The sequence below is a fragment of the Terrirhizobium terrae genome (assembly GCF_030323265.1).
Lineage (GTDB): Bacteria > Pseudomonadota > Alphaproteobacteria > Rhizobiales > Rhizobiaceae > Neorhizobium.
Genome location: NZ_CP104992.1, coordinates 384,284 through 409,524 on the forward strand (window position 1 = coordinate 384,284; position 25,241 = coordinate 409,524).

Here is a 25,241-nt window from a genome sequence, read left to right on the forward strand (position 1 = left end):
GGCATGTGAGATCAGAGGTCGGCGGCGGAAAAGATCCCGACCGCCCAATCGATGAACACCCGCACGCGGGGCGAGAGCTGCCGGTTCTGCGGATAGTAGAGCGATACCGGCGTCGGAGGAGGCGGAAAATCCTCCAGCACCTCGACGAGCGAGCCCTCGTCCACGAGCTCCTGCAGATGATAGCGCGGTGCCTGCATCAGCCCGAACCCGCGACGTGCCAGCTCTATCGTCGTATCGGAATTGTTCGCCGTGACCCGGGCCGGTAGACTGACATAGCGCACCTCCTTGCCCATCATGAACTCGAGCGGCATGATCTGCCCGGTACGCGAGGAGATGAAGCCGACAGCCATATGCCCTTCCAGATCATCCGGCGACTGCGGCATGCCGTGTCTCTCGATATAAGCCGGGCTGGCGCAGGTCATCTCTCTGATCTCGCCGAGCTTGCGCGTGATGAGTGAGCTGTCACTCGACTCGCCGGCACGGATAACGCAATCAACACCCTCGCGCACCAGATCGACATAGCGATCACCTTGGCCGAACTGGACATCCAGCAGCGGGTAGCGCTCAAGAAATTCAGCCAAGCCTGGCAGAAGAAAGGTCTGCGTCATGACCGGATGGGCGTCGATCCGCAATATCCCCTGGGGCTTGGCATCGCGAAATATCGTCTCGGCCTCGTCCACGTCGGCAAGGATGGAAAGGCAGCGTTGGTAGAATGCGCGACCGTCGAGCGTGACTGCGACATGGCGAGTTGTGCGCTCCAGAAGGCGCGAGCCGACATCGGCCTCCAGCGCCTTGATGGCCTGCGTGGCCGTGGAGCGGGCGAGCCCGAGGTCGGCCGCCGCAGCGAGAAAACTGCCGCGTTCGACCACCCGGACGAAGAGCTGCATGCGCATCAGTCTATCCATAGGGAATTGTTCATCACACACAAATTGTCATGTCAATTGAAAGCCATTGTTCTCGGCAGATGTAGACGTATCTTAGAAGACAGGAAACAAGGAGAGCTGACATGACCGATACCAAACAACGCGTTGCCATCGTGACCGGGGCTTCCAAGGGCATTGGCCGGGCGATTGCCCTTCGCCTTGCCAGAGACGGCATGGCCGTCGTGGTCAACTACTCGTCCAGCAAGGACGCGGCGGATGAAGTCGTAGCCGAAATCGAAAGCAGCGGCGGCAAGGCTGTCGCGGTCAGGGCCGATATCGGCACCTCATCCGGCGTCTCCGCCCTGTTCGATGCAGCCGAAGAGAATTTCGGCGGCGCCGACGTGATTGCCAACAATGCCGGCATGATGAAGCTTGCGCCGCTTACGGAAACAAGTGACGCCGATTTCGAACGGCAGATCGCCCTCAACCTGACCGGCACATTCTACGGCATCCGGGAGGGTGGCAAGCGCCTGCGTGACGGCGGCCGCATCATCAACTTCTCGTCCAGCACGGTGGGCGTGCAAGGGCCGGGTTATGGCTCCTATGTCGCCAGCAAGGCGGGCGTCGAAGGCATGACGCTCATCGCATCGCGAGAACTCGCCAAGCGCAAGATCACCGTCAACACAGTCGCCCCCGGCCCTGTCGAAACGGAACTGTTCATGCAGGGCAAGTCCGAAGAGGTCGTGCAGGCGATCGTCAGGAATATTCCACTCGGACGCCTCGGCCAGCCGGAGGACATCGCCTCTGTCGTCTCGTTCATCGCCGGTCCTGACGGCGGCTGGGTGAACGGCCAGACCCTGCGCGCCAATGGCGGCCTCATCTGAAAGCGGACGGAAAGGAAGACCAATGCCCTTCGTCAATATCAAGACGCCGGAAGGTGCGCTGACCAGAGCGCAGAAGGAAGAGATCATGCATCGGACAACCGACATGCTGGTCGAATATCTCACCGAGGCTGCCCGGCCCCATACGATGGTGCTGATCGAGGAAGTCAGGGATGGCGGCTATGGCCGTGCCGACGAGGTCTTCGTGATCCCGGACGCTTTCCGAGTACCCCAGGGCGCGTAGACCGTCCGAAGACATCTTCAGCCCGATATCCAGAAAGCCGCTTCGCCGAAGCGGCTTTCTTCGTATTGATCAACGTCAGATTAGCCGGGGCGGCATCCAAGTTCAATTTTTGACAAAGCGCAAACTGGATTGAATTCATGATCCCGTTGGTTCGCCGCCGGAGATATGTACGGTAACGTACACAGTCTTATTCTAACTATATTTGATCGATACGCTACAAATCGGACAAGGATACACTTCCTTACGCATAATAATTTACAGTTATACGCCACACCATTCAGTGTTAATTAAATACAGCTAACGCAACCCAAAATAAGCTTAACGCCACATTAAAATTTTGAGGCGATATTTTGCCTGCCGGCCCGGCCGGCGGTTGCTGTCGGGCGGGGGACGTCCGAAGGGCAGCAGCCTTCAATCCCATTTTGAGGACGTCATGTCATTTCTGCAGCACTTCCGCATCCGCACGAAGATACTCTGTCTTCTAGTTCCGACCTGCCTGATCGGCATCGCTGGCGTCGGATACGTGTCCAGCAACTACAAGATGGCCGATCGCGAATATTCAGACTTCATCTCGAAGAACGCGCGGGCGGAAATCAATGTGGCGATCGCCAGCCAGCGGCTCGTCGCGATCGCCTATGACGCCCAGCAGCTCTATCTGCACGACCCCGCCGACGAGAGTTACAAGAAGGCGAAGGAAGACTTCGTCGCCAGCAAGGAGCGACTGTTCGGCCTGTTCAGGGATGCAGAAGCGGCCTATCCCGCAGCCGCTCCGACAATCCGCTCCTTCGAGGAAGGCTCCAAGGCAATTGCCACCCTGCTCGATCAGGCTGTCGCCGCAAGCGACAGCGGCAATCGCGATGCTGCCAAGGTCGCCCTCTTCGAGGTGGAGCACCGGATGGTGACGGTTCTCGATGAGATGCGCGGCTGGATCAATACATCCAGCGATGCGATCGACACCAAGGCTGCGGCACTGCAGCAGCATACCAACCAGACCATCCTATATTCGCTCGTAGCGCTTGCGACCCTCTTCGCGCTGGGCATCGCGCTATCGCTCTTCATCAATCGCCGCGAGATCAGCGAACCGCTGGCAGCGCTTCAGGCACGCATGCGTTCGCTTGCCGACGGTGAGACCGAAGCGCCAGTCTACGGCCTTGGCCGCAGGGACGAGATCGGCAACATGGCAGCCGCGGTCTCGGTTTTCCGTGACAACGCCATCGAGCGTATCCGCCTCGAAGAGGAAGCCAACGCGAACCGCAGCCTCTCGGAGCGGGAAAAGGCCGAGCGCGAGGCGCAGAAAGCACGGGAAGCGGCTGAGACCAAGGCCGCCGTCGATGCCCTGGGCACCGGTCTGCAGGCCCTTGCAGAGGGCAATGTCAGCTACCGCATCGACAGGGCCTTCGTCGCCGAACTTGACCAGTTGCGGACCAACTTCAACGCTTCGATGAAGACGCTGCAGGAGACGCTGACGGCAGTGGGCCAGAACGCCCGGGCCATCGATGCCGGCGCCAACGAGATCCGCGGTGCCGCCGACGATCTGTCGAAGCGCACCGAACAGCAGGCGGCATCGGTCGAGCAGACGGCAGCCGCGCTCGAAGAGATCACCACCACGGTCAAGGATTCCACCCGCCGCGCCGAAGAAGCCGGCATACTGGTGGCCCGCGCCCGTGAAACAGCGCAGACCTCCGGCAAGGTTGTCGACAATGCCGTCGCCGCGATGGAGGAGATCGAGAAATCTTCTGCTGAGATCTCCAACATCATCGGCGTCATCGACGACATTGCCTTCCAGACCAATCTGCTTGCACTCAATGCCGGCGTTGAGGCCGCCCGTGCAGGCGAGGCAGGCAAGGGCTTCGCCGTCGTCGCCCAGGAAGTGCGCGAGCTCGCCCAGCGTTCGGCCAATGCCGCCAAGGAAATCAAGACACTGATCACGGCCTCCGCCGATCAGGTTCGCACCGGCGTATCGCTCGTTGGCCAGACCGGGACTGCTTTGCAGACCATCGTGACGGAAGTCCAGGAGATCAATCGCCACGTCGTCGCCATCGTCGAGGCGGCCCGCGAACAGTCCACCGGCCTTCAGGAGATCAACACGGCCGTCAATACGATGGACCAGGGCACGCAGCAGAACGCGGCAATGGTGGAGGAATCCACCGCTGCGAGCCACGGCCTTGCCACCGAAGCCGCCTCGCTGACGGCCCTTCTCGGCCACTTCAATGTCGGCTCCGGCGGTGCAGCCGCACCCGTGAGGACACATGCCCCGGCGCCGTCGGCGCCCGCTCAACGCCCGGCCTTGTCCGTTGCTTCGCCTTCGCATCGTCCGGCCGCAACCTCACCAGCGAGGGCGCTCGGCGCCAAGCTTAGCTCCGCCTTCGGCTCATCGGCTGCCGCCCAGGCGAACTGGGAAGAGTTCTGATCGCAGGTCTTACCGCCAACAGACCTATTCCAATGCAAAACGGCGCGGCTCCATGAGCCGCGCCGTGACCTCCACCCCTTACCCGTGCTCTCAGAAGCGGTAAGTGACACCCGCGCCGATCAGCCAGGGATCGATCTTTGCCTTGCCGGAAAGCGGGCCGAGCGCGCTGTCCTCGACTTTCCAATCCGTCTTGAGAAAGATCTTCTTCACGTCGAAGTTCACGCCCCAGTGTTCGTCGATCATGTAGTCGAAGCCGGCCTGCAGCGCCCAGCCGAAGTGGTTGTCCACATCGAGGTTCTTGAAGTCGCCCTTGTCCGACTGATTGTAGAAGATCGAATAGTTTACACCGGCACCGACATATGGCTTGAAGGCGCCGAGATCGGTGAAGTGATACTGCAACGTCAATGTCGGCGGCAGCAGCCAGGACTTGCCCACCGGAAGGCCAGTGACGCCGTCTTCCTTGACCTTCGCATAGGTCGTGCCAAGGATCAGCTCGGCAGCGATATTGTCGGTGAAGAAGTAGCTGATGTCGAGTTCCGGGATGACCGTATCCGAGTAGGACAAGTCGGAGCCGGAAAGACCGTTCACCGATCCGGAATCACGCGTGATGACGCCGAGTGCGCGGACGCGGATCTGCCATGGGCTCTGCGCCTCGAGTGTCTCGTCCACCACCGGGGCGACCTGGGCGGGTGTCAGATCCGCGCCGTAAACCGGGATACCCGCCCCGAATGCAAAAAAGCTGCGCCGATACCCGCGACCCAACGCAAACGGCCCCCGCCATTGATAGTCATGAAAGCTCTCCTTCAGTCCGCATGTTTGCTTGCAGGGAGAGGTCTAGGCGCGCCGATGGCAATTTGAGTTGATCGAGATCAACCGATCCGACAGGCGGTACAGCTTTTGCAGATATGACACAGGTTACAAAGGAAACCCCGCCTCCTGGGGGATGTGGAGGCGGGGTTTCGGGCAGATCGGAGCGGCCGCGAGGCCTTTGTTTTGCTGAACAGTATTTTAGGCCAGCTTACGTCCACTTGCGACGATCATGCCCGCAGCACCCTCAAGCCAGCCGGCCTTGAGTTCCAGTGCCAGAAAACGGTCACGTTGGAACGGCCCCGGCATGACGAGGTGCGCAGTCTTTTCGGCAAAGAAGCCGAATCTCTCATAATAGGCGGCGTCGCCGACGAGCAGGACGGCGCCGTGGCCGCGCTCATGAGCTTCCGCCACCGCCGCACGCATCAGCGCACCGCCGATACCCTTACCCTCATGGGCGGCATCGACCGCCAGCGGGCCGAGCAGCAGCGCATCGATCGGGCTGCCTTCCGGCGAAATGCCGGCTTCGATGTTCCACAGGCGAACCGTGCCGATAACGTGGCCGTCAGGGTCACGCGCGACCAGCGCCAAGCCTTCGGCCGGCACGCGGTTGCGGCGGATCTTTTCAGACGATTTCCGGCGGCGATCAGCACCCATGGCGCGATCGAGCAGGTTTTCGCGAGCCACTACGTCCGCCGGGGTTTCGGCGTCGATGGTGAAGGTGGATGCAGGCGCAAAAAGAGCGCGGACAGAATCAAGAACAGTGGCCATGCGGGCCTCCCGAACTCAAAACCGTTTCAAACGGTATCGGACGATCATTGTGGATTTGCGGCTCCCGCCTGGAGGCACGGGAACCGCGGAGTCTTGAGGCGGATGCCTTTAGATCACGTAGGCCTTGAGCGGGTCGAAGCCGTTGAAGGCGACGGCCGAGTAGGTCGTCGTGTAGGCGCCGGTGCCTTCGATCAGAACTTCGTCGCCGATCGAAAGGGTGAGCGGCAGCGGATACATGTTCTTCTCGTACAGTACATCGGCCGAATCGCAGGTCGGGCCGGCCAGTACGCAGGGCTCCATCTCGTCACCATCACGCTCGGTGCGGATCGGGTAGCGGATGGCCTCGTCCATGGTTTCGGCGAGACCGCCGAACTTGCCGATGTCGAGGAAGACCCAGCGGTGGTTGTCGTTGTCCGACTTGCGCGACACGAGAACGACCTCAGCCTTGATGACGCCAGCATTGCCGACCATGCCGCGACCCGGCTCGATGATCGTCTTCGGCAGGTTGTTGCCGAAATGCTTGCGCAGCGAGTTGGAGATCGCCTGGCCGTATTCTTCGGCCTTCGGGATGTCGCGCAGATACTTGGTCGGGAAGCCGCCGCCCATGTTGACCATCTGCAGGACGATGCCCTGCTTGGCCAACTGCGCGAAGACGCGCTTGGCATCGGACAGAGCCGAGTCCCAGGCATCGACCTTGGTCATCTGCGAACCGACGTGGAAGGATACGCCGTAGGATTCCAGACCCAGCTGGTGGGCGTAGACGAGAACGTCGACGGCCATCTGCGGGACGCAGCCGAACTTGCGCGACAGCGGCCATTCGGCGCCTTCGCCATCGGTCAGAACGCGGCAGAACACCTTTGCACCCGGGGCAGCACGGGAAATCTTCTCGACTTCCTCGTGGCTGTCGACGGCGAAAAGGCCGACGCCGAGTTCGAAGGCACGCGCGATGTCGCGCTCCTTCTTGATCGTGTTGCCGAAGGAGATGCGGTCGGCGGTTGCACCGGCGGCGAGAGCCATCTGGATTTCAGCGACGGAGGCGCAATCGAAGCTCGAGCCGAGGGAGGCGAGCAGCTTGAGGATTGCCGGTTCCGGGTTGGCCTTGACCGCGTAATAGATCGAGCTGTCCGGCAGCGCATGACGGAAAGCATGGAAATTGTCGCGCACGACATCGAGGTCGACGACAAGGCACGGGCCTTCAGGACGCTGGGTCTTGATGAAGTCGAGGATACGAGCAGTGGTCATCGGTCAGTCCCTTCAAAATCTCAAAGCTCCGGCTGCGAACCGGAGGACAAAGGACGGATGAGAATGCGCAAGGCCCGGCCGATGGAGACCCCGGGACGCAAGACACGCTCTACCGCGCGAACAGTGGAGCAACGCCCTGCCACGGGCTTTGATCCGGCTTTGTCTGCCTTGGATTGGAGGGTTGTCCCTACCGCACTTCCGGCAATTCAGGTGTGCCTCTTCAGAATTGCATGCTGATGGAAAGCATGCAGAGACTAGAAAGGCCCGCACCGTCGTTGCTTCAAGATGTCCTCGCATTTCCCGGTTGGCCGGAATAGCGACTGGAGCGGTTAGTTCCAGGTACCTTACCGATGACCTCACCTTAGAGAATAATCTCAGTTCGAGGGTCGGCGGACACCCACAGGCACGTGCGACTTTGGGCAAGCCGGGAGATAAGAATATTCGCCGTCATAATCAAGAGATTTTTTGCACCCTGGCGAAAATTCTACAACCTGGTCCCGGATACCCGGTTTGCACGAAAACGGCAGGCGAATTACATTGATGTAAAGTGGTGATGATGAGGCGTTTTCTTGAGGATTTTGCGATCATAAAGAGCGGAGAAATTTTCGCGATTTGCGAACGGGGATAACATTTGCGCGGCGATTGCCACGGCACTACATTCACAATTGAAGTATGGCTGGATTGGACCCTGAAGACGAAGCTGAAGCCTTGCGTTGGATCGAGGCAGTATCGATGTTTGATAACGAGGATCGCGATCTCGAATGAGGCGTGGCGATCTAGTTACCGTGGCCATGTCAGGCGACTACGGCAAGCTAAGGCCGGCAGTCATCGTCACTTCAGATATCTTGCTAACCAACAATAGTGCGGCAGTCGTGGTCTGCCAGCTGACATCCGTCGTCGATGAGACGGCCGGTTTCCGGGTCGCCGTCGCGCCTACCAGTGAAAATGGCCTGAAACATCGATCAGATATTATGGCCGACAAGCCGATTGCCGTATCTCGTCGCCGCATCGGTTACACGATTGGCCGCCTGAGCGACGAGGATGTTCAGCGACTCGACGTGGCGCTTGCCTTCGCCTTGGGTTTATCCGACTAAGGCAGCGAGTAAGAGCTGGAGCCAATTCACCGTCATGGATACACTCACCCGCATGCGCGCCTTCATCGACGTGGTCGAGGCGGAGGGCTTTTCCGCCGCAGCAAGGCGTACAGGCCGCTCCAAGGCGCTGCTGTCGAAATATGTCCGCGAACTGGAGGATGATCTCGGCGCGCTACTCTTGAACCGCACCACGCGCCAGTTCTCGCTGACCGAGGCGGGTCACACCTATTACCGCAGCGCTTCCGATATCCTCAAGGAGATCGACAACCTTGCTGACCTGGTGCGCGAGGGCAATGCGGACCTTAAAGGTCGGCTGCGTGTTTCGGCACCCCGCACCTTCATCGATGCCGAGATCGGCCAGTGCATGATCGACTTCGCCAAGGCCCATCCGGACGTGCAACTGGAAATCGTCGCCGACGACCGGTTCGTGGACTTGATTGAGGAAAATTTCGACCTCGCGATCCGCATCACGCGGTTGGAAGATTCCGGCATGATCGCCAAGAAACTCAACGACTTTCGCGTCCATGCCATCGCGACTGCGGATATCGTGGCACAATACGGCCCGCTCGACCATCCGCAGCAATTAAACGGCGTGCCGTTCATCATCGACACCAATTCCCGCTGGCACAACAATATTCGTTTCGTCGAGAAGGATGGTTCGACGATCTCGGTCGGCGTCTCAGGCCCGATCGAGGTCAACAGCCCGCAGGCGACGCTGCGCGCAGCGCGCGCCGGGCTCGGCATCGCCATCATTCCCGACTTCATCGCCAATGCCTCGATTCAATCAGGCGAACTCGTGACGCTGTTTGACGACTACATCATCAAGGATCGCGGCATCTATGCCGTCTATCCGCATCGCCGCTACCTGCCGGCGAAGGTGAGAAGCTTCGTCGATTTTCTCGCCAACTGGTTCCGCCAGGCGCGATGAACAGGTAACGCTTAACACTCGAGTCGAAATTCCGTCCCATTTCGGCGGCACAGCAATGCCGGCCAGCCGGACGAAACAGGGAATGCCAGCGCGGATGCGAAACAGGATTGCGATCATCACGGCCCTGACGGCGTTGGCGCTTCCTTGCCCGCCCTCGCCCATCCGCATATCTTCGTCGATTCTGCGGCTGGAAGTGATCGCCGGCGCGGACGGCAACGTGGCGGAGCTGCGCAATGTCTGGCGTTTCGACGAAGTGTTCTCCTCCAGCGTCCTGCTCGATTTCGACAAAAATACCGACCTGAAGCTCGACGAAGAGGAGCTTGCAGAACTCGGAGAGACCATGCGCACGTCGCTCGGCGACTACCACTATTTCACCACGCTGACAGCAAATGGCGCATCCGTTGGCGTCCAGAAGCCCGATGTCATCCACGTCACCTTCAAGGACAACCAGATCCTGGTTTTCTTCTCCGTGAAGCCGGACAAACCGATGCCGCTCAAGGGTCGCCTGACCTTCGGCATCTATGACCCGACCATGTATACGGCGATCGATTTTCCGACCGACAAGGACCTTGTCGCGGAAGGTCCCGGCTTTGCGAAATGCAAGCACCAGGTCGTCCGTCCCGACCCCGACGAGGTTCTGTCCCAGAACAGCGCCTCGCTGACCGACGCCTTCTTCAATGACCCGACCGGAACCGACATGTCGAAAATGTTCGCGACCCGTCTGGAGCTGACATGCTGAAACGCAGACAGATGAACCGCACGGCCGCTCTTGCGGTGGCGGCGATCACGGCCTTGTGCTTGGTTTCTACCGCCCATGCGCAGTCGCCGCTCGGTGTCGGATCGGCCGAACCCTCCTTCTCGATCGGAGGTCCGCTCGGTCCGTTCTTCAACTGGATCAACTACTACCAGCAGTCCTTCTATCGCGCCCTCACCGGCGCGCTGAGGGCGATGCGTGAGGATCCTTACGCTCTGTCCGGCCTGATCGGCCTGTCCTTCGCCTATGGCGTCTTCCACGCAGCCGGCCCCGGCCACGGCAAGGCGGTAATCTCCTCCTACATGATCGCCAACGAGGTGGAGCTTCGCCGCGGCGTGACGATCTCTTTCATCTCGGCACTGCTGCAGGGAATTGTCGCGATCCTCGTCGTCGGCGTCGCCTTCGTGTTGCTGCGCGGCACGGGCATCACCATGACCAAGGCCACCTGGGCAATGGAGGTCGCAAGCTTCGCCATGGTCGCCCTGTTCGGGGCATGGCTGCTGTTGAAGAAGATCCGCGGCCTCAATATGCGCGTCGTGCGCGTGCCGGAAGCAGCGCCGGCAACGGCGGGCTTATTCGACGGCCCATCCGCCGCGCGCAACTCGACAGGCCTTAGTTTCCAGGCAGTCGAGATCGACCACGATTATGAAGGCGAGAGCGATTATTGCGAGGCCTGCGGCGTCAGCCATATGCCTGACCCGAAAATGCTCGGCGCCAAGGATTTCAGCCTCAGGGAAGCATGGTCGGCGATCATCGCCGTTGGCCTTCGCCCCTGTTCCGGTGCCATCCTGGTGATGAGCTTCTCGCTGCTCAACAGCCTCTATCTCGGCGGCATCCTGTCCGTGCTTGCCATGTCGATCGGAACGGCCATCACCGTGACGATCCTCGCCACGCTTGCCGTCGGCGCCAAGGATATCGCGCTCAGGGTCTCCGGACCCGGCTCGCGCACCGGCCGCCGCATAGGCCAAGCAATCGAGATCGGCGGCGCGTTGTTCGTACTGCTGGTCGGGCTTTCGTTGCTGGGTGCTTCGCTGCAGGCTTAGCCTTCAACCCTTCCCTCGCTCCGATGCGTCTTGATGAAATCGACGAAGGCGCGAAGCGGCGCCGGCACGAGCCGGCGGCCGGGATAGTAGAGGAAAGGGCCCGGAAAACTCTCCCACCATTCCGGCAGCACCGGCTCGAGCGCGCCGCTTTCGAAATGCGGCCGCAGCCAGCCCTCGAACAGCGCGATAACGCCGACACCTGAAATCGCCGCATCGACCCCGAGATCCGATCCGCCACCGGCCTGCACGATGAGTTGCGATGGCGGATCGACGACGATCGTTTCCCCTTCCCGCTCGAACTCCCAGGGCGAAACGGCGCGGCCGGAAAAGCGCGCACGGATGCAGGAATGCGTCAGCAGATCGCGCGGATGTTCCGGCCGCCCACGCCTGTCGAGATAGGAGGGCGAGGCGGCGAAGGCGAAATGCTGGACGCGCGGGCCGATCGGCACCGCGATCATGTCCTGCTCCAGCCGCTCATCATATCGGATACCGGCGTCACAGCCGGCTGCGATGATATCGACGAAACTCTCGTCGGTGAGGATTTCCAGACGGATATCTGGATAGGCGGCAAGGAAGGCGGGAACGATGTCAGGCAAGATCAGCCGTGCGGCGCTGACCGGCACATTGAGGCGCAACTGGCCCGCCGGCCGGTCGCGAAAACCGCTAGCGACGTCGAGCGCCGCTTCCATCTCGGCGATTGCCGGGCCGAGCCGTTCCATCAGCGCCCGCCCAGCCTCGGTCGGCACAACGCTGCGCGTCGTACGATTGAGCAGCCTGACGCCGATCTGCGCTTCCAGCCGGCGCACGGCATCACTGAGGCCGGACGCACTGCCACCCGTCTGCCGCGCCGCCTGCCGGAAGCCGCCGGCACGGGCGACCGCGATGAACGAGCCGAGCTCGCCGATATCGAATTGCATTGTCCGTCTCTCCGTACAGCCCGTCCGGATTAGCATGTATTTTCGAGCGAACCAACAAGGCCTATCTTTGTTTCAGTTGAAACGACTTGGTTTCGATTGAAGCAAGGAGAGCTACCATGACCAGCATCGAAAAATCCGGAACGTTCAAGCTGGGCGACCGCAACGTCAACCGCCTCGGCTACGGCGCCATGCAGCTTGCCGGCAAAGGCGTGTTCGGGCCGCCGAAGGATCGCACCGAGGCTGTCGCCGTGCTGCGCGCTGCGATCGAGGCCGGCGTCAACCACATCGACACCAGCGATTTCTACGGACCGCACGTCACCAACGGGATCATCTGCGAAGCCCTGCACCCCTACAGGCAAGATCTCGTCATCGTCACCAAGGTCGGCGCGGTGCGTGGTTCGGATGCCTCGTGGAACCCGGCCTTCTCCAAGGAAGAGCTGACCAAGGCCGTCCATGACAATCTGAGAAACCTCAAGCTGGATGTTATGGAAGTGGTCAACCTGCGTTCGATGTACGACGTCCACGGCCCAGCAGAAGGCTCGCTGGAAGAGCCGCTGACCGCACTTGCAGACCTCCAGAGACAGGGCCTCATCAAACATATCGGCCTGTCGAATGTGACGCGCAAGCAGATCGAGGATGGCCGTAAGATCACCGAGATCGTCTGCGTCCAGAACCAGTATAATCTCGCCCACCGCGACGACGACGCGCTGATCGACCAGCTGGCGCGGGAAGGCACCGCCTATGTGCCCTTCTTCCCGCTCGGCGGCTTCTCGCCGCTGCAGTCGTCCACACTGTCGGATGTTGCAGCTCGCCTTGAAGTGACGCCGATGCAGGTGGCGCTCGCCTGGCTTTTGCACCGCGCGCCGAACATCTTGCTGATCCCGGGCACATCCTCGCGCGGCCATCTGGCGGAAAATCTGGCGGTAGCGGACCTCACACTGCCAGCCGATGCCATTGACGAGCTGGAAGGCATTGCCAACGCTGCTTGATCAGGCTCATTGATTGATGGAAGGCGCGGCGGTCACTCGCCGCGCTTTTTGCGCTGGTAGCGCGCTCTCAGCCAGAAGATCCAGAAGAAGCCGAGCAGAAGTGCAGCACCCACGACGAAGGCGAGGACCGGCGAATATTGCCCGATCCAGAGCACCAGCGTCGGCAGGAAATAGATGACGACGACGGCGCCGATGAGGATGGCGCCTGCCGCGATCGCTTGGGATTTCGCCTCGGGCGTCATCGCATTCTCCTCAAGCCGCAGTGCTCTTTGCGATCTCGGCGCGAATATCTTCGAGCTTCCGCTTCTGCTTGCCGTCCGCGTCGAAATTGTCGGGCGACAGCCAGGCTTCGAAGGCGGCTTTGATCACCGGCCATTCGCTGTCGATCATCGAGAACCAGGCCGTATCGCGGTTGGCGCCGCGGGAGATGATATGCTGGCGGAATACGCCCTCGAAGGTGAAGCCGTAGCGTATCGCTGTCACCTTGCTAGGTTCGTTTTCGTTGTGGCACTTCCACTCGTAGCGGCGGTAATCGAGATCATCAAAGACATGCTTGGCCATGAGGTAATGCAGCTCGGTCGACATCGGCGAGCGCTTCATCGCCAGACCGTGGGCCACAGAGCCGACCTCGACGACGCCGTTCTTCGGGTCAGGCCGCATGTAGCTCGCCATGCCGACAACCTTGCCGGTGGCGTTGTCGCGAGCAACCAGCGTGACGAAGCTCGAATTGGCGCGAACGCCTTCCAGCCAGGCAGCGAACTCCTCGGCATTCGCATAGTGGTCGTTGGGAAAATAGCGGATCAGGTCGTTGATCTGATCGGCACCGCCAAGCGCGTCCCAGAGATCCTGCAGATGCCTGTCGCGGTCGTAGGGCTCCAGCGTGATGAACCTGCCCTTGAGGGTGACCGGTGCCGGAGCGGCAACTTTATAATTCTGCAGATCGCGCATGAATGACCTCTTCCTGATGCTCGTGGATTACGCCAGAGGTTACCGAAAGGCAACGGCCGCGCGGCCGCGTCGCGTTCAAGGGCTTGCCCGGCGTCAAAGTGTTCAACTCATGGCTTTGTTGAGCACCTGAAAATACATTCAGGTAGAAATATCTCTCATTTCGCATCATCTATTTCTTGGGCAGGCAGCATATTGTTGTTCCCGCAAATATATATTTAGTTGGGACAGCTTCCCTTGAGTCTTTCCCATGCCCGTAAACCTGCCTTTGAAACAAGTCACTGACCCAAGGCTCTTGAGCTTTCTTGCTCAGATAGCCGGAAGCGAAGGATGTATCTGTCTGAATGAGGAAGAATATGAAATGCTTGAAGACAAGCATTTCTTCCAGGATGCCTGGCGCCGCCGCCTCATCAGCATTGATGAGGGAGGAGAGTGGAGCACAGGTGCCGTCATCTCGATCACGCGCGAGGGACGCATCGTGATCGGTGAGCCCGCGGCGGAAAGTCTCTGGAAACGGCTTGAGGTCATGCTTCGCCGTATCGGCGGAGTGGGCGGCTGAACGAGACAAAGGCCGGACAGAAGCCGACCTTTGCTTATCTCCGCGCAATTGAACAGGCGCACGTCATCCCGAGATAAGGTCACCTTGCTGCCAACGCTCGGCACCCCAGTTCCTGAGGCGCATGCGGCGCGCGACGAAGCCCGATAGCAACGGCGCCGCGATGAAGCTCGTTACGACCACCGCGGGGATCAGATATTTGGCCTGCTCCGCAAGCGCCGGCACGGAGAGCACGGTGATCGCACCGGCACCGAACAGCACCGCATTGATCATCATGGAGCACATGATCTTCAGCCAGATATTGGTCGAAATCTTTTCGGTAGAAATCATCGTTTTCCTCCTTTCGATGCTGACTAAAGCACCGGAAGGAGTGATTGTTCCCGGGTGAAATGCAATCAAGGCGTGCCTAATATGCGTTCCCGGCACCTCGGTTCAGGCGGTCGTCGCGTCAACCTTGGCGGCAGAGACAGTTGCGTCGATATGATCGATCAGCGCATCCGGCAACTGCAACCGGCCGGCGAGCAGATCGAGATAACCCCGTTCCGCTCGGGTATCCGGATCAATGGTAAGACGCGTCGCGGTATAGAGCTCGACCTTCTGCTCCTCGGTGCGGGCAGCGGCGACGAGATCGTCGACATCGACCGGATTGGCCAGTTCATCCGCGATGAAGGCTTCTGCTTCGGAGCCGAGATCGACGGCATGGATCTTTTCCATGATATTCGCCCGCTCGTTCTGATCGATATGCCCGTCTGCCTTGGCGGCGGCGATCATGGCGCGCACGAGCGTGAGAGCGAAATCGTTGGAAAGCTGCGGCGACTGCAGGCTGAAGGCAGAATCCGGCGGCGGCAGCGCGATCGGCTGGTTTGTGGCGGCGGCCGGCTGCGGTGCCGTCTGCGGCGACTGGCCGGACTTGTAGTTCTTGTAGGCGAGATAACCGAGACCGGCTACAGCCGCGATACCGCCGATCGTCACCGCATTGCCGGCAAGCTTGCGGCCGGTCTTGGTGCCGAGAAGAGCGGCAGCTATGCCGGCGGTCTTCAGCGGATTGTTGCGAGCAATGTCCGTCGCCTGCCCGGCCCATCCCTTTGCGGAACTGGCCTTGTCGCCTCCCAAGCCCCCGGACACCTGCGACCCGAGGAACTGGTCGAGAAGCTTCTTCGCATCGAACATCAATATCTCCTGTCGGTTGAATGCTGACTGGGAAATAGGAATTGCAGTGCAGGAAAACAATTTTCCCGCGCGATCGATAACGAAATTGTCAGAACGGTTTGGCGTCAGGCCTTCAGCGCGAAGGCTTCCGATGCGAGCTTGGTGATGCCTGCCCAATCGCCTGCTGCGACGAGATCCTTCGGCGCGACCCAGGAGCCACCGACGCAGACGACGTTCGGCAGCGACAGGTAGTCATTGGCGTTCTTCAACGAAATGCCCCCGGTCGGGCAGAACAGCGTGCCGGCGAGCGGCGAGGACAGCGCCTTGAGATAGGCGGAACCGCCGGCCTGTTCGGCCGGGAAGAACTTCATCACGTCGTAGCCGGCTTCACGCAGCGTCATCACTTCGCTGGCGGTCGCGGCGCCCGGCAGAAGCGGCACGTCGGATCCCTTGGCGGCGGCAAGCACGCCCGGCGTCACGCCCGGGGAAACGATGAAGGTGGAGCCGGCCTTGACGGCGGCATCCCAGTCCTTCGCATTGAGGATCGTACCGGCGCCGACATTGGCACCTTCCACTTCCTCGGCCACCGCCTTGACGGCATCGAGGGCTGCAGGGGTGCGCATAGTGATCTCGATCGCCTTAAGACCACCGGCGACAAGCGCCCTCGCAAGGCCTACGGCCGACTTGGCGTCGTCGACGATCAGCACCGGAACCACCGGCTGCAGTTTCAGGATGGAAAGCAGCTTTTCGGTCTTGCCGGCCATGGCGATGATCTCCCTTTGGCGATTGAAAACGCGAGGCTGGAGATATCGCCAGCAATGCACCTTGTCGAGAAAAACCGGCTGCGACCGCTCGAAGCATTTTCCCGCGCCAACCTTTGCACTACCTTGTAGAAATGTTCCAGGACAGGCGTAGGTAGCATGGCGAAAGAAATCGAGCGGAAATATCTGGTCAGAGACGAGGGCTGGCGCTCTGCCGTCTCGTCTTCCTCGGAGTTTCTGCAGGCCTATATCGCATCCGGCAAGGATCGCTCCGTGCGTGTTCGCATCATGGACGGCGAGCGGGCAAAACTGACGATCAAGGTCGGCCGAGATCTCTTCGCCCGCGACGAATTCGAATATGACATCCCGCTGACCGATGCGGAAGAGATGAGCCGTCAGGCGCTGGGCGTGGTGCTGGAAAAGACCCGCTACAAGGTGCCCTACGAGGGGCACATCTGGGAAGTTGATGTCTACGGCGGCACCTATGAAGGCCTCGTCGTGGCAGAGGTCGAGATGGCCGACGAAAAGGTCCAGCCGATCGTTCCCGAATGGATCGGCCAGGAAGTGACCGGGGATCGCCGCTATTCCAATGCCGTGCTGGCCACCGAGGATCTCAGCGAGGAGCTGGTGAATGGCTTATCGATTAAGGTCGTCTAGACCGTTTACCGCCGAGTTTCGCCTCGTCGCCGAGGATCAGTTGAAGAAGGCGATCGGCTATCTGGAAAACCATCCGGACGGCGAGCATGAGGCGATCCACGACGCTCGCAAGCGGTTCAAGCGCGTCCGCGCGCTCTACCGCCTCATCCAGCCGGATGCGCCGGATTTCCGCACCCGCGAGAATGCGAGGATCAGGAGACCGCCCGCTCCCTTTCGGCCGTGCGCGATGCGACCGCGCTCGTTGAGACGGTCGGCTATCTTCTGGATTTCGCGGCATCGCCGGAGGAAGAAGCGGCTCTCAAGACCGCACGCGATGCCCTCACCGTCCGCCGCGACCACATAGCCGAGGAAGAACACGACCTGCCGGCAAAGATGGCGGCGGCGGTAGAGAACTGCCGGGAGGCGATCGACGCGCTGGAGGCCCTCGAACTCCCCGATGCCCCCGCAAGACGGCCAAGCGGCTCGGCAAGGCATGGCGCAAACAGGCGAGGAAGGCCCGCGCGGCTCTAACCGCTTGCGAGACCGCGCCCGGCGCCGAGACCTTCCACGAGCTTCGCAAGTCCGGCCAGACCTACTGGATGCATCTGTCGCTGCTGCGCGAGGCATGGCCGTCCGCCATGAAGGCGAAGCAGGTGGAGGCAAAAGCGCTGGTCGACCTGCTCGGCCACGAGCATGATCTCTCGGTGCTGACACAGCTGGTCAACGAGGAACCGGAGATCGTCGGCGATGGCGAGACGCTGGCGCGCCTGCTTGCCGCGATCATCACCCGCCAGCAGATGCTGCGGCAGGAAGCATTGCCGATGGCGCAATCCGTCTTTGCCGACGATGCCGGGGCCGAAGCCGCCATGATCAGGCTTCTTTGGGAGCGAGCCGCCACGGCTGACGCCGACGAAAAGCCGAAGCGCAGGAATGGTGCGGAGAAGACCCGCAAGCGAGAAGAAAAGCCCGTCAAAGAAACCGCGTTGCACGGATAGCGATCACACTGTATTTGAGCCGCCATGACAGACAATCAGATCACATCGCGGGCCGACGCCACCGTCGGGTCCGCCGGCGGCTTTCTTGTTGCAGCGCTCTACCATTTCGCCCGTTTCGAGCGATATGAGGATTTCCGCGCGCCGCTGCAGGCCTTCTGCGATGAGAACGGCATCAAGGGTACGCTGCTGATCGCCCGCGAAGGGATCAATGGCACGGTTGCCGGTACCGACGATGCGATCGCCAGACTGCTCGCCTATCTGCGCGCCCAGCCGGAATTTTCCAAGCTGGAGCACAAGGAAAGCCGTGCGTCGAAAATGCCCTTCATCCGCATGAAGGTGAAGCTGAAGAAGGAAATCGTCACGATGGGCGTCGAGGATATCGACCCCAACCGGATCGTCGGCACCTATGTCGAGCCGAAGGACTGGAACGCCCTGATCTCCGATCCTGAAACCATCCTGATCGACACCCGCAACGACTACGAGACGGCGATCGGCATCTTCAAGGGCGCGGTCGACCCGAACACCAAGACGTTCCGCGAATTCCCCGATTGGGTGAAGAACAATACCGGCCTGCACAACAAGCCGAAGATCGCCATGTACTGCACCGGCGGCATCCGCTGCGAGAAGGCAACGGCCTTCATGAAGGAACAGGGCTTCGACGAGGTCTATCACCTCAAGGGCGGCATCCTCAAATATCTCGAGGAAGTGCCCGAAGAAGAGAGCCTGTGGGAAGGCGCCTGCTTCGTCTTCGACGAACGCGTCTCCGTCGAGCACGGCTTGAAGGAAGGCAATCACAAGCTCTGCCACGCCTGCCGCAACCCGATCACCGCCGAGGAGATCACCTCGCCGAAATACGAGGAAGGCGTCTCCTGCTCCAACTGCTACGACAGCCGCACGGAAGAAGACCGCCTGCGCTATCGCCAGCGGCAGCACCAGATCGCGCTCGCCAAGAAGCGCGGCGTTAAGCACATCGGCGGCTGAGACGGGAGCGGTATGAAGAACGTCCTGTTCGTCTGCAGCCAGAACAGGCTGCGCAGCCCGACCGCCGAACAGGTGTTCGCCGACTGGCCCGGCATCGAGACATCCTCGGCCGGCACCAACAACGACGCCGAAAACCCGCTCTCCCACGAACTGGTGGAATGGGCCGACATCATCTTCGTCATGGAGCGTACCCACCGCACGAAACTGCAAGCGAAATACAGGGCTGCGATGAAGAATGCCCGGCTGATCTGCCTGCACATTCCGGACGACTACGAATTCATGGATCCGACTCTCGTTGAGCTCCTGAAGAGCAAGGTGCCACGCCATCTATAGGTAGCTGTCCGGCCTCTCTGGCCGTTTGTGAGATCACGCCGTCGCTTCGTCGTCGCGCTGCAGGTAGAGGCCGTCGACTTCCTCCGCCGACATCGGGCGGCCGAAGAGATAGCCCTGCAATTCGTCGCAGCCGGCGAGGCGCAGCTGGATCGCCTGAGCGTCGGTCTCCACGCCTTCGGCTGTCACCGGAATGTCGAGCGAGCGGGCGAGCGCCACCGTTGCCTGCAGCATGTCGACAGCACGCGGACCGTGGCTGAGCGCATCCACCAGCGACTTGTCGATCTTCATCCGGTCGAAGCCGAACTGGCGCAGATATCCGACGCTGGAAAAGCCGGCGCCGAAATCGTCGAGCGCAATGGTGACGCCGAGACGCCGCAGCGCACGGATCGACGTCTTCGCCCGGTCGGGATGCTGGATGAAATAACCCTCGGTCATTTCCAACGTGACGCGCGATGTGTCAGTCTGGGTCTTGCGGAATACCGATGCGACATGCTGCGGAAAGGCCGGATCACGGAACTGGCCGGGCGAGATGTTGACGGCGAGCTTCAGCTGCGGCCAGCGCCGGATCGTCTCGCAGGCCTTGTGCAGCACGAAGAGGCCGAGCTGGTCGATGAGACCGGTCGATTCCGCGATCGGGATGAACTTGTCCGGAGAGACCTGGCCGTAGCCCTTTCGATGCCACCGCACGAGCGCCTCGACACCGATCAGACTTCCATCCTCCGACGACACGACCGGCTGATAGACGACGGTCAGCTCGCGGCGCTCTATAGCGATCTTGAGATCGACCTCGAGACGGTTGCGGTCTTCGCGCTCGGCATCCATGTCCGGCGTATAGGCCTCGAAGCGAGAACGCCCACCTTCCTTGGCGCGGTACATGGCCATGTCGGCGCGGCGCACCAGTTCGGCACCGCTGACGGTCCCGCGTTGGGATATGGCAACGCCGATGCTGGCGCCGATTTTCGCCACCCGCTCGCCCATGACGAAGGGTTCGTCGAAGAAGCCGAGAATGCGGTCGCAGAGCGTCACGGCAAGCGTCGCGGGATCATCGGATCGCAGGGCGATGGCAAACTCATCACCGCCCACGCGAGCCAGAACTGCGTTGTCGCCCACCAGCATCTTCAGCCCGGCCGCGACGCTGCGGATCAGCGTGTCGCCCGTGCCATGACCGTAGGCATCGTTGACCTCCTTGAAACCGTCGAGGTCGAGATAGAGCAGCACCGCGCTTCCGGCCTTCTGAGCGCTTTCTGCAACGAGGTTATCGAGGGCCAGAAAAAGGCCCGTGCGGTTGAGAAGCCCGCTCAGACGGTCGGTCATGGCCAGATGCCGTGCCTTGGCCTCGTCGGCCTTGAGCCTGTTCAGCGTCTTCGTGCCGCTGACGAGCAGCAGCAGGAAGAACAGCCCGACCATGACGAGCGCGGAATAGACGAGCGGACGCACCGCCAGATAGCTCGCATCCCCCGGCAATCGCGGGGTCCAGCCGATCTTGGCGAGTGGCCGGCCATGCACGTTACGGATCTCGACCGGGTTCGACAGTGTCTCGTGCGGCTGGAGAAAGTGCAGGCCATCGATGACATAGGTGTCGGCGAGCCGTGCAACCTTCTGCTCGTCGAGATGCCTTGAAAAGATCAGATAGCGGCGGCGTTCCGGCGGCTGGTCGATAGCACCCGATTTCTGCCTCACCAGCGCGACGCCGGTCGCAGCCAGCCCCTTGCGCGTGCCGGTGAAGCCCACTGCTTCCGGCAACGCCTCAGGACCGGCCGAACGAGCCGCATCGAACAGCGTCCAGAACGAGCTATCGAAATAATCTTTCGGGGCCCAGGTGACTGGCTTTCCGTCCTGATAGGCCATCAGCACGTTGCGATCGCTGTCGAGAAGAATGGCGACGTCGAACAGGTCGCTATTGGCGGTCATGTCGCCGAAGTTGCTGGCGATCCAGTCTTGCCCATCCCCGGCATAGACGAAATTGTTCGCATCGTCCCAGGCGGCATAGTCGTTCAGCGTCGCGTGCAACTGGTCCTGGAAGGTGCGCACGGCACCGGCCGTCGTGGCGCGGGATCGGCCTTCATCGAGATTGTTGGTCTGTTCGGCGATGCGATTGAGCGCGGTGAGGATGAAGATCGTGACAAGCACGACCACCACGGCAAAGAGGCCGAGCATCAGGGTCACGGCAGACCGCCGCCCTACCCGCACAGGGCGTCTCAGACCTGAGGATAGCAGCCCCATCAAATACCTCACCAATCCACACAGCTATGGCGGGTATTCCTTCAGATAGGGTTAAGCCACGCGCAAAACGTAAGAAATGCCTGAAATGCAAAACGCCGCGTGAGACACGCGGCGTTTCCAATCAAGACAATATCGAGGGCCGATCTTACCAGGACGGGATCAGGGCACCCTTGGATTCCGTGTTGATGAAATCGCGGATCGTGTCGTTGTTATAGGATCTCGACCAGCGTCTTGACCCAGGGCTTGTCCTTGTCGGCAGTGCGCACGGCGATGACGTTGGCGTAAGGCGACTTTTCGCCTTCAATGGCGATCGCATCGGTCTTCGGATGCAGGCCGGCTTCCATGGCGTAGTTGGTGTTGATGACGGCAGCGTCGACGTCATCAAGCGAGCGCGGCAGCTGGGCGGCGTCGAGCTCCGAGAATTCGATATTCTTCGGGTTTTCGATGATGTCGGCCGGGGTGACCTTCAGGTTCGCATCGTCCTTGAACTTGATCAGGCCCTTGGAGGCGAGAACGAGAAGCGCGCGGCCGCCGTTGGTCGGATCGTTCGGGATGGCGACAGAAGCGCCGTCCTCCAGTTCGTCGAGGCTCTTCACCTTCTTGGAATAGACACCCATCGGAGTGGTGATCGTCTTCGCGACGCTGACGAGATCGAACTTGCGGTCGGCAATCTGGTTGTCGAGATAGGGCTGGTGCTGGAACGAATTGGCCTGGATATCGCCGTCGTTCAGCGCCTGGTTCGGCACGACATAGTCGGAGAATTCGAGGATCTCGATGTTGAGGCCCTTGGTCTTTGCGATTTCGGCGACCTTTTCCATGATCTGGGCATGTTCGCCCGGCGTCACGCCGACCTTGATGTCTTCCGCGAGAGCGGAACCGGCAGCGACGAGTGCGGCTGTTGCAGCGATAAGAAGTCTCTTCATGGGTGTTTCCTCACGGTTTTATTGGGTTTATTGCCGCTGCCGGCTCCAGTTCGAGCCGACAGCGGAATTTTCAGGCCTTACCAGGTAGGCGTGATCGCGCCCTTGAAGGTCTCCTCGATGAAGGCGGAGACTTCCGGGCTGTGATAGCTTTCGACGAAGGTCTTCACCCAGTCGGCATCCTTGTCCTTGGCGCGCACGGCGATGACACCGACGTAAGGCGCCTTGGTGCTTTCCTGGAAAATGCCGTCCGTCTTCGGGTTGAGGCCGGCGGCCAGCGCGTAATTGGTGGTGATCGCGGCGAGATCCACGTCATCGAGCGACCGCGGCAGCTGGGCGGCATCGAGTTCGACGATATTGAGGTTCTTCGGGTTCTCGACGATGTCGGCGACGGAAGCCTTAACGCCGATACCGTCCTTCAGCGTGATCAGCTTCTGGTCGGCAAGCAGCAGGAGCGCGCGGGCGCCGTTGCTCGGGTCGTTCGGGATGGCGACCGATGCGCCGTCTTTCAGTTCGTCGAGTGCCTTAATCTTCTTCGAATAGCCGGCCATCGGGAAGTTGACCGACTTCGCGACGCTGACGAGTTCGAGACCGCGCTCCTTCACTTGGTTGTCAAGATAGGGCTGATGCTGGAAGGAGTTGATGTCGATGTCGCCATCCGAAAGTGCCTGGTTCGGCACGACATAGTCGGAGAACTCGACGACATCGAGCTCGAGGCCCTTCTTGGCTGCGACTTCCTTGACCTTCTCGACGATCTGGGCGTGCGGGCCCGGCGTGACGCCGACCTTCTTGGTCTCGGCGTAAGCTGCGCCGGTGGAGAACAGGGCGGCGAGCGTCGCCGCGATGATCAGTTTCTTCATGGTCTTACCCCTCTGGAAAAATCAGTTCTTGCGATTGCGTTTGTCGAAGCGGCGGGCCAGCGCATCGCCGGCGCTCTGCACGAGCTGCACCAGCACGATCAGCACCACGACAACGGCCAGCATCATTTCCGGCATGAAACGCTGGTAGCCGTAGCGGATGCCGAGGTCTCCCAGACCACCGCCACCGACAGCGCCGACCATGGCGGAATAGCCGATCAGGCTGACCATGGTCATCGTCAGCGCCGCCATCAGCGACGGACGGGCCTCGGCCAGCAACACCTTGAAGACGATCTGGGTCGGCGTGGCACCCATGGCGCGCGCCGCCTCGATCAGTCCCTTGTCGATCTCGCGGATCGCCGCTTCGACCAGGCGGGCGAAGAAGGGAATGGTGGCAATGGTCAGCGGCACGATGGCGGCACTGGTGCCGATCGAGGTGCCGGTGATGAGCCGGGTGAACGGAATGATGGCCACGACCAGGATGATGAAGGGCGTCGAGCGCGCGGCGTTGACGATCAGTCCGAGGATACGGTTGACCGTCGGCGCCGGGAACAGCTCGCCCTTGCCGCTGGTGGCGAGGAAAATGCCGATCGGCAGGCCGATCAGCGAGCCGATGACGCCTGCAACAGCCACCATGTGCAGCGTCTGCAGCAGCGCCTTCAAAAGCAGGTTGAAAAGCATATCAGGCGACATAGCCGAGCACCTCCGTCTTCAGGCCGGTTTCGGCATAGAACTTTTCCGCCCGCGCGATGACGGCGGGATCGGCGGAATAGGACACGACGAGCGAGCCGAACGGCCTGCCGCCGATCTCCTCGATGCCGCCGGCGAGGATGTTGACGTCCGCGCCGAGTTCGGCGACGAGCCGCCCGGTGAGCGGCTGGAACGCCGTTTCGCCGAAGAAGACGAGCCGTACCAGCGCGCGGTCGCCGGAAGATGGCGAGCGCTTGATGCCGGTCCGCAGCCATTCGGGAAGCGCAAGCGCCGAGGCGAGCAGCGTCCGCGTCGTCTCATGCGCCGGGTTTGCATAGACGTCGAACGTGCTGCCGGCTTCGACGATGCGGCCCTTGTCGATGACGGCGACATCGGTGGCGATCGTCTTCACCACTTCCATTTCGTGGGTGATGAGAAGCACGGTCAGCCCGAGTTCGGCATTGATGCGCTTCAGCAGTTCGAGGATCGACTGCGTCGTTTCCGGATCGAGCGCCGATGTCGCCTCGTCGGACAGCAGGAGCTTCGGATCGGTCGCGAGCGCCCGAGCAATGCCGACGCGCTGCTTCTGGCCGCCGGAAAGCTCGGACGGGTAGCGGTTCGCCTTGTCGCCGAGACCGACGAGATCGAGCAGCGGCCCGACCTTGGCCTTGATCGCCTGGCTGTCGACGCCGGCGATTTCGAGCGGCAGGGCGACATTGTCAAAGGCGGTGCGCGAGGTCAGCAGATTGAAGTGCTGGAAGATCATGCCGATCTGGCGGCGCAGATCCCTGAGCCCGCTCTCGGAAAGACCACCCACCTCGATACCATCGACGACGACCTTGCCGGACGTCGCCTTTTCAAGCCCGTTCACCAGTCGGATGAGGGTGGATTTGCCGGCGCCGGAACGGCCGATAATGCCGGCGATCGCGCCATGGGCGACGCTGAAATCGATACCGTCGAGGGCGGTGAATGCCGGCTGACCGCCGGTGCCGCCGAAGCGCTTGATCACGCCTTCGAAGGACACCATCGGCTTGGTCTGCGCACTCGCGGACGGGGCTACGCTGGCCGCAGCATTGGGGATGGTCATTTTGATCTCACAGTTAGTCAGGTCATCTCAACGGCGAAATTGCCGCGCAATCATGCACCCAGGCGGCACATTCGATGACAGGTGACTTTCCGGAGCATATCGTTCGGCTTTCTCTGCAGGCCGTAAGGCCTTTTCGGTGGCAGATCAATGCCCCGGCGCCGCCGC

At 61.1% G+C, this 25,241-nt stretch carries 25 protein-coding genes and 3 pseudogenes; 13 read left to right on the plus strand and 15 right to left on the minus strand.

Annotation, left to right across the window (positions count from 1 at the left end):
- Positions 1–11: 11 nt before the first annotated feature.
- On the minus strand, positions 12–905 hold the full coding sequence (locus tag N7E02_RS09950; protein WP_286581734.1) for a LysR substrate-binding domain-containing protein: 894 nt from the start codon (positions 903–905) through the stop codon (positions 12–14).
- A 101-nt stretch (positions 906–1,006) separates the two neighbouring features.
- Between N7E02_RS09950 and N7E02_RS09955 the strand changes: the two genes are divergently transcribed.
- The 3 genes from N7E02_RS09955 to N7E02_RS09965 all read left to right on the plus strand — a co-directional run bounded on the left by N7E02_RS09955 (position 1,007) and on the right by N7E02_RS09965 (position 4,398).
- On the plus strand, positions 1,007–1,747 hold the full coding sequence (locus tag N7E02_RS09955; RefSeq protein ID WP_286581735.1) for an SDR family oxidoreductase: 741 nt from the start codon (positions 1,007–1,009) through the stop codon (positions 1,745–1,747).
- Positions 1,748–1,769: 22 nt separating this feature from the next.
- Entirely contained in the window at positions 1,770–1,988 is a 219-nt protein-coding gene (locus tag N7E02_RS09960; RefSeq protein ID WP_286581736.1) for a tautomerase family protein, read from the plus strand.
- A 433-nt stretch (positions 1,989–2,421) separates the two neighbouring features.
- Entirely contained in the window at positions 2,422–4,398 is a 1,977-nt protein-coding gene (locus N7E02_RS09965; RefSeq protein WP_286581737.1) for a methyl-accepting chemotaxis protein, read from the plus strand.
- Positions 4,399–4,488: 90 nt separating this feature from the next.
- On the opposite strand, the gene N7E02_RS09970 is transcribed toward N7E02_RS09965, so the two are convergent.
- The 3 genes from N7E02_RS09970 to odc2 all read right to left on the minus strand — a co-directional run bounded on the left by N7E02_RS09970 (position 4,489) and on the right by odc2 (position 7,218).
- Positions 4,489–5,160: an OmpW/AlkL family protein gene (locus tag N7E02_RS09970; RefSeq protein WP_286581738.1), complete on the minus strand. Its 672-nt coding sequence runs from the start codon at positions 5,158–5,160 to the stop codon at positions 4,489–4,491.
- 246 nt (positions 5,161–5,406) lie between these two features.
- Positions 5,407–5,976, minus strand: coding sequence for a GNAT family N-acetyltransferase (locus N7E02_RS09975; RefSeq protein WP_286581739.1), 570 nt, complete (start codon positions 5,974–5,976; stop codon positions 5,407–5,409).
- Positions 5,977–6,084: 108 nt separating this feature from the next.
- Positions 6,085–7,218, minus strand: a complete 1,134-nt coding sequence (odc2, locus tag N7E02_RS09980; RefSeq protein ID WP_286581740.1) for an ornithine/lysine decarboxylase — start codon at positions 7,216–7,218, stop codon at positions 6,085–6,087.
- Between the two features lie 761 nt (positions 7,219–7,979).
- Between odc2 and N7E02_RS09985 the strand changes: the two genes are divergently transcribed.
- The 4 genes and pseudogenes from N7E02_RS09985 (at position 7,980) to N7E02_RS10000 (ending at position 11,037) form a co-directional block, all read left to right on the plus strand.
- Positions 7,980–8,312, plus strand: coding sequence for a type II toxin-antitoxin system PemK/MazF family toxin (locus N7E02_RS09985; RefSeq protein ID WP_286581741.1), 333 nt, complete (start codon positions 7,980–7,982; stop codon positions 8,310–8,312).
- A 34-nt stretch (positions 8,313–8,346) separates the two neighbouring features.
- A complete protein-coding gene (locus tag N7E02_RS09990; RefSeq protein WP_286581743.1) occupies positions 8,347–9,240 on the plus strand; it encodes a LysR family transcriptional regulator in 894 nt (297 codons plus the stop codon).
- A 94-nt stretch (positions 9,241–9,334) separates the two neighbouring features.
- A pseudogene (locus N7E02_RS09995) lies at positions 9,335–9,979 on the plus strand (DUF1007 family protein).
- Positions 9,973–11,037 (plus strand): nickel/cobalt transporter, encoded by a 1,065-nt coding sequence (locus N7E02_RS10000; protein WP_374730681.1) that lies wholly within the window; start codon positions 9,973–9,975, stop codon positions 11,035–11,037. The pseudogene N7E02_RS09995 and the gene N7E02_RS10000 overlap by 7 nt, the downstream one beginning before the upstream one ends.
- On the opposite strand, the gene N7E02_RS10005 is transcribed toward N7E02_RS10000, so the two are convergent.
- Positions 11,034–11,954: a LysR family transcriptional regulator gene (locus N7E02_RS10005; protein ID WP_286581744.1), complete on the minus strand. Its 921-nt coding sequence runs from the start codon at positions 11,952–11,954 to the stop codon at positions 11,034–11,036. The genes N7E02_RS10000 and N7E02_RS10005 overlap by 4 nt on opposite strands.
- A 116-nt stretch (positions 11,955–12,070) precedes the next feature.
- On the opposite strand from N7E02_RS10005, the gene N7E02_RS10010 reads away from it, so the two are divergent.
- The gene (locus N7E02_RS10010) at positions 12,071–12,943 is read left to right on the plus strand and encodes an aldo/keto reductase family oxidoreductase (protein ID WP_286581745.1); all 873 of its coding nucleotides are present in this window, start codon (positions 12,071–12,073) and stop codon (positions 12,941–12,943) included.
- A gap of 32 nt (positions 12,944–12,975) precedes the next feature.
- Here the strand turns inward: N7E02_RS10010 and N7E02_RS10015 are convergent, their stop codons facing one another.
- The gene (locus N7E02_RS10015; protein ID WP_286581746.1) at positions 12,976–13,185 is read right to left on the minus strand and encodes a hypothetical protein; all 210 of its coding nucleotides are present in this window, start codon (positions 13,183–13,185) and stop codon (positions 12,976–12,978) included.
- Positions 13,186–13,195: 10 nt separating this feature from the next.
- Entirely contained in the window at positions 13,196–13,891 is a 696-nt protein-coding gene (locus N7E02_RS10020; RefSeq protein ID WP_286581747.1) for a GNAT family N-acetyltransferase, read from the minus strand.
- Positions 13,892–14,249: 358 nt separating this feature from the next.
- Between N7E02_RS10020 and N7E02_RS10025 the strand changes: the two genes are divergently transcribed.
- Entirely contained in the window at positions 14,250–14,447 is a 198-nt protein-coding gene (locus tag N7E02_RS10025; protein WP_286581748.1) for a hypothetical protein, read from the plus strand.
- 63 nt (positions 14,448–14,510) lie between these two features.
- Here the strand turns inward: N7E02_RS10025 and N7E02_RS10030 are convergent, their stop codons facing one another.
- The 3 genes from N7E02_RS10030 to N7E02_RS10040 form a co-directional block, all read right to left on the minus strand.
- Positions 14,511–14,774, minus strand: a complete 264-nt coding sequence (locus tag N7E02_RS10030) for a hypothetical protein (RefSeq protein WP_286581749.1) — start codon at positions 14,772–14,774, stop codon at positions 14,511–14,513.
- A gap of 102 nt (positions 14,775–14,876) precedes the next feature.
- Positions 14,877–15,614: a tellurite resistance TerB family protein gene (locus N7E02_RS10035; protein WP_286581751.1), complete on the minus strand. Its 738-nt coding sequence runs from the start codon at positions 15,612–15,614 to the stop codon at positions 14,877–14,879.
- 104 nt (positions 15,615–15,718) lie between these two features.
- Positions 15,719–16,357 (minus strand): 2-dehydro-3-deoxy-phosphogluconate aldolase, encoded by a 639-nt coding sequence (locus N7E02_RS10040; RefSeq protein ID WP_092999412.1) that lies wholly within the window; start codon positions 16,355–16,357, stop codon positions 15,719–15,721.
- A 156-nt stretch (positions 16,358–16,513) separates the two neighbouring features.
- Between N7E02_RS10040 and N7E02_RS10045 the strand changes: the two genes are divergently transcribed.
- The 4 genes and pseudogenes from N7E02_RS10045 to N7E02_RS10060 all read left to right on the plus strand — a co-directional run bounded on the left by N7E02_RS10045 (position 16,514) and on the right by N7E02_RS10060 (position 19,299).
- Positions 16,514–17,011, plus strand: a complete 498-nt coding sequence (locus tag N7E02_RS10045; protein ID WP_286581752.1) for a CYTH domain-containing protein — start codon at positions 16,514–16,516, stop codon at positions 17,009–17,011.
- Positions 16,986–17,985: pseudogene (locus N7E02_RS10050) on the plus strand (CHAD domain-containing protein). Before N7E02_RS10045 ends, N7E02_RS10050 begins: the two are co-directional and overlap by 26 nt.
- 24 nt (positions 17,986–18,009) lie before the next feature.
- A complete protein-coding gene (trhO, locus tag N7E02_RS10055) occupies positions 18,010–18,966 on the plus strand; it encodes an oxygen-dependent tRNA uridine(34) hydroxylase TrhO (protein WP_286581754.1) in 957 nt (318 codons plus the stop codon).
- 12 nt (positions 18,967–18,978) lie between these two features.
- Positions 18,979–19,299 carry a low molecular weight protein tyrosine phosphatase family protein gene (locus N7E02_RS10060; protein WP_286581756.1) on the plus strand — a complete coding sequence of 107 codons (321 nt, stop codon included), beginning with the start codon at positions 18,979–18,981 and terminating at the stop codon, positions 19,297–19,299.
- A 33-nt stretch (positions 19,300–19,332) separates the two neighbouring features.
- Here N7E02_RS10060 and N7E02_RS10065 read toward each other — a convergent pair whose 3' ends face one another.
- From N7E02_RS10065 to N7E02_RS10085, 5 genes and pseudogenes are all read right to left on the minus strand, one after another.
- Positions 19,333–21,522 (minus strand): bifunctional diguanylate cyclase/phosphodiesterase, encoded by a 2,190-nt coding sequence (locus tag N7E02_RS10065; protein ID WP_374730682.1) that lies wholly within the window; start codon positions 21,520–21,522, stop codon positions 19,333–19,335.
- A 145-nt stretch (positions 21,523–21,667) separates the two neighbouring features.
- Positions 21,668–22,445: pseudogene (locus tag N7E02_RS10070) on the minus strand (MetQ/NlpA family ABC transporter substrate-binding protein).
- Between the two features lie 77 nt (positions 22,446–22,522).
- On the minus strand, positions 22,523–23,302 hold the full coding sequence (locus N7E02_RS10075) for a MetQ/NlpA family ABC transporter substrate-binding protein (RefSeq protein WP_286581758.1): 780 nt from the start codon (positions 23,300–23,302) through the stop codon (positions 22,523–22,525).
- A gap of 21 nt (positions 23,303–23,323) precedes the next feature.
- Positions 23,324–23,992 (minus strand): methionine ABC transporter permease, encoded by a 669-nt coding sequence (locus tag N7E02_RS10080; protein WP_286581759.1) that lies wholly within the window; start codon positions 23,990–23,992, stop codon positions 23,324–23,326.
- Positions 23,982–25,076: a methionine ABC transporter ATP-binding protein gene (locus tag N7E02_RS10085; protein WP_374730683.1), complete on the minus strand. Its 1,095-nt coding sequence runs from the start codon at positions 25,074–25,076 to the stop codon at positions 23,982–23,984. The genes N7E02_RS10080 and N7E02_RS10085 overlap by 11 nt, the downstream gene beginning before the upstream one ends.
- Between the last annotated feature and the right edge of the window lie 165 nt (positions 25,077–25,241).

Coding starts and splice junctions, on each gene's coding strand:
- N7E02_RS10065 (WP_374730682.1), bottom strand. CDS start 21,522: ATGGGGCTGCTATCCTCAGGTCTGAGACGCCCTGTGCGGGTAGGGCGG.
- N7E02_RS09960 (WP_286581736.1), top strand. CDS start 1,770: ATGCCCTTCGTCAATATCAAGACGCCGGAAGGTGCGCTGACCAGAGCG.
- N7E02_RS09950 (WP_286581734.1), bottom strand. CDS start 905: ATGGATAGACTGATGCGCATGCAGCTCTTCGTCCGGGTGGTCGAACGC.
- N7E02_RS09985 (WP_286581741.1), top strand. CDS start 7,980: ATGAGGCGTGGCGATCTAGTTACCGTGGCCATGTCAGGCGACTACGGC.
- N7E02_RS10010 (WP_286581745.1), top strand. CDS start 12,071: ATGACCAGCATCGAAAAATCCGGAACGTTCAAGCTGGGCGACCGCAAC.
- N7E02_RS09990 (WP_286581743.1), top strand. CDS start 8,347: ATGGATACACTCACCCGCATGCGCGCCTTCATCGACGTGGTCGAGGCG.
- N7E02_RS10075 (WP_286581758.1), bottom strand. CDS start 23,302: ATGAAGAAACTGATCATCGCGGCGACGCTCGCCGCCCTGTTCTCCACC.
- N7E02_RS10005 (WP_286581744.1), bottom strand. CDS start 11,954: ATGCAATTCGATATCGGCGAGCTCGGCTCGTTCATCGCGGTCGCCCGT.
- N7E02_RS10040 (WP_092999412.1), bottom strand. CDS start 16,357: ATGGCCGGCAAGACCGAAAAGCTGCTTTCCATCCTGAAACTGCAGCCG.
- N7E02_RS10015 (WP_286581746.1), bottom strand. CDS start 13,185: ATGACGCCCGAGGCGAAATCCCAAGCGATCGCGGCAGGCGCCATCCTC.
- odc2 (WP_286581740.1), bottom strand. CDS start 7,218: ATGACCACTGCTCGTATCCTCGACTTCATCAAGACCCAGCGTCCTGAA.
- N7E02_RS09975 (WP_286581739.1), bottom strand. CDS start 5,976: ATGGCCACTGTTCTTGATTCTGTCCGCGCTCTTTTTGCGCCTGCATCC.
- trhO (WP_286581754.1), top strand. CDS start 18,010: ATGACAGACAATCAGATCACATCGCGGGCCGACGCCACCGTCGGGTCC.
- N7E02_RS10035 (WP_286581751.1), bottom strand. CDS start 15,614: ATGTTCGATGCGAAGAAGCTTCTCGACCAGTTCCTCGGGTCGCAGGTG.
- N7E02_RS10025 (WP_286581748.1), top strand. CDS start 14,250: ATGCTTGAAGACAAGCATTTCTTCCAGGATGCCTGGCGCCGCCGCCTC.
- N7E02_RS10085 (WP_374730683.1), bottom strand. CDS start 25,076: ATGACCATCCCCAATGCTGCGGCCAGCGTAGCCCCGTCCGCGAGTGCG.
- N7E02_RS09955 (WP_286581735.1), top strand. CDS start 1,007: ATGACCGATACCAAACAACGCGTTGCCATCGTGACCGGGGCTTCCAAG.
- N7E02_RS10030 (WP_286581749.1), bottom strand. CDS start 14,774: ATGATTTCTACCGAAAAGATTTCGACCAATATCTGGCTGAAGATCATG.
- N7E02_RS09965 (WP_286581737.1), top strand. CDS start 2,422: ATGTCATTTCTGCAGCACTTCCGCATCCGCACGAAGATACTCTGTCTT.
- N7E02_RS10080 (WP_286581759.1), bottom strand. CDS start 23,992: ATGTCGCCTGATATGCTTTTCAACCTGCTTTTGAAGGCGCTGCTGCAG.
- N7E02_RS10000 (WP_374730681.1), top strand. CDS start 9,973: ATGCTGAAACGCAGACAGATGAACCGCACGGCCGCTCTTGCGGTGGCG.
- N7E02_RS10045 (WP_286581752.1), top strand. CDS start 16,514: ATGGCGAAAGAAATCGAGCGGAAATATCTGGTCAGAGACGAGGGCTGG.
- N7E02_RS10060 (WP_286581756.1), top strand. CDS start 18,979: ATGAAGAACGTCCTGTTCGTCTGCAGCCAGAACAGGCTGCGCAGCCCG.
- N7E02_RS10020 (WP_286581747.1), bottom strand. CDS start 13,891: ATGCGCGATCTGCAGAATTATAAAGTTGCCGCTCCGGCACCGGTCACC.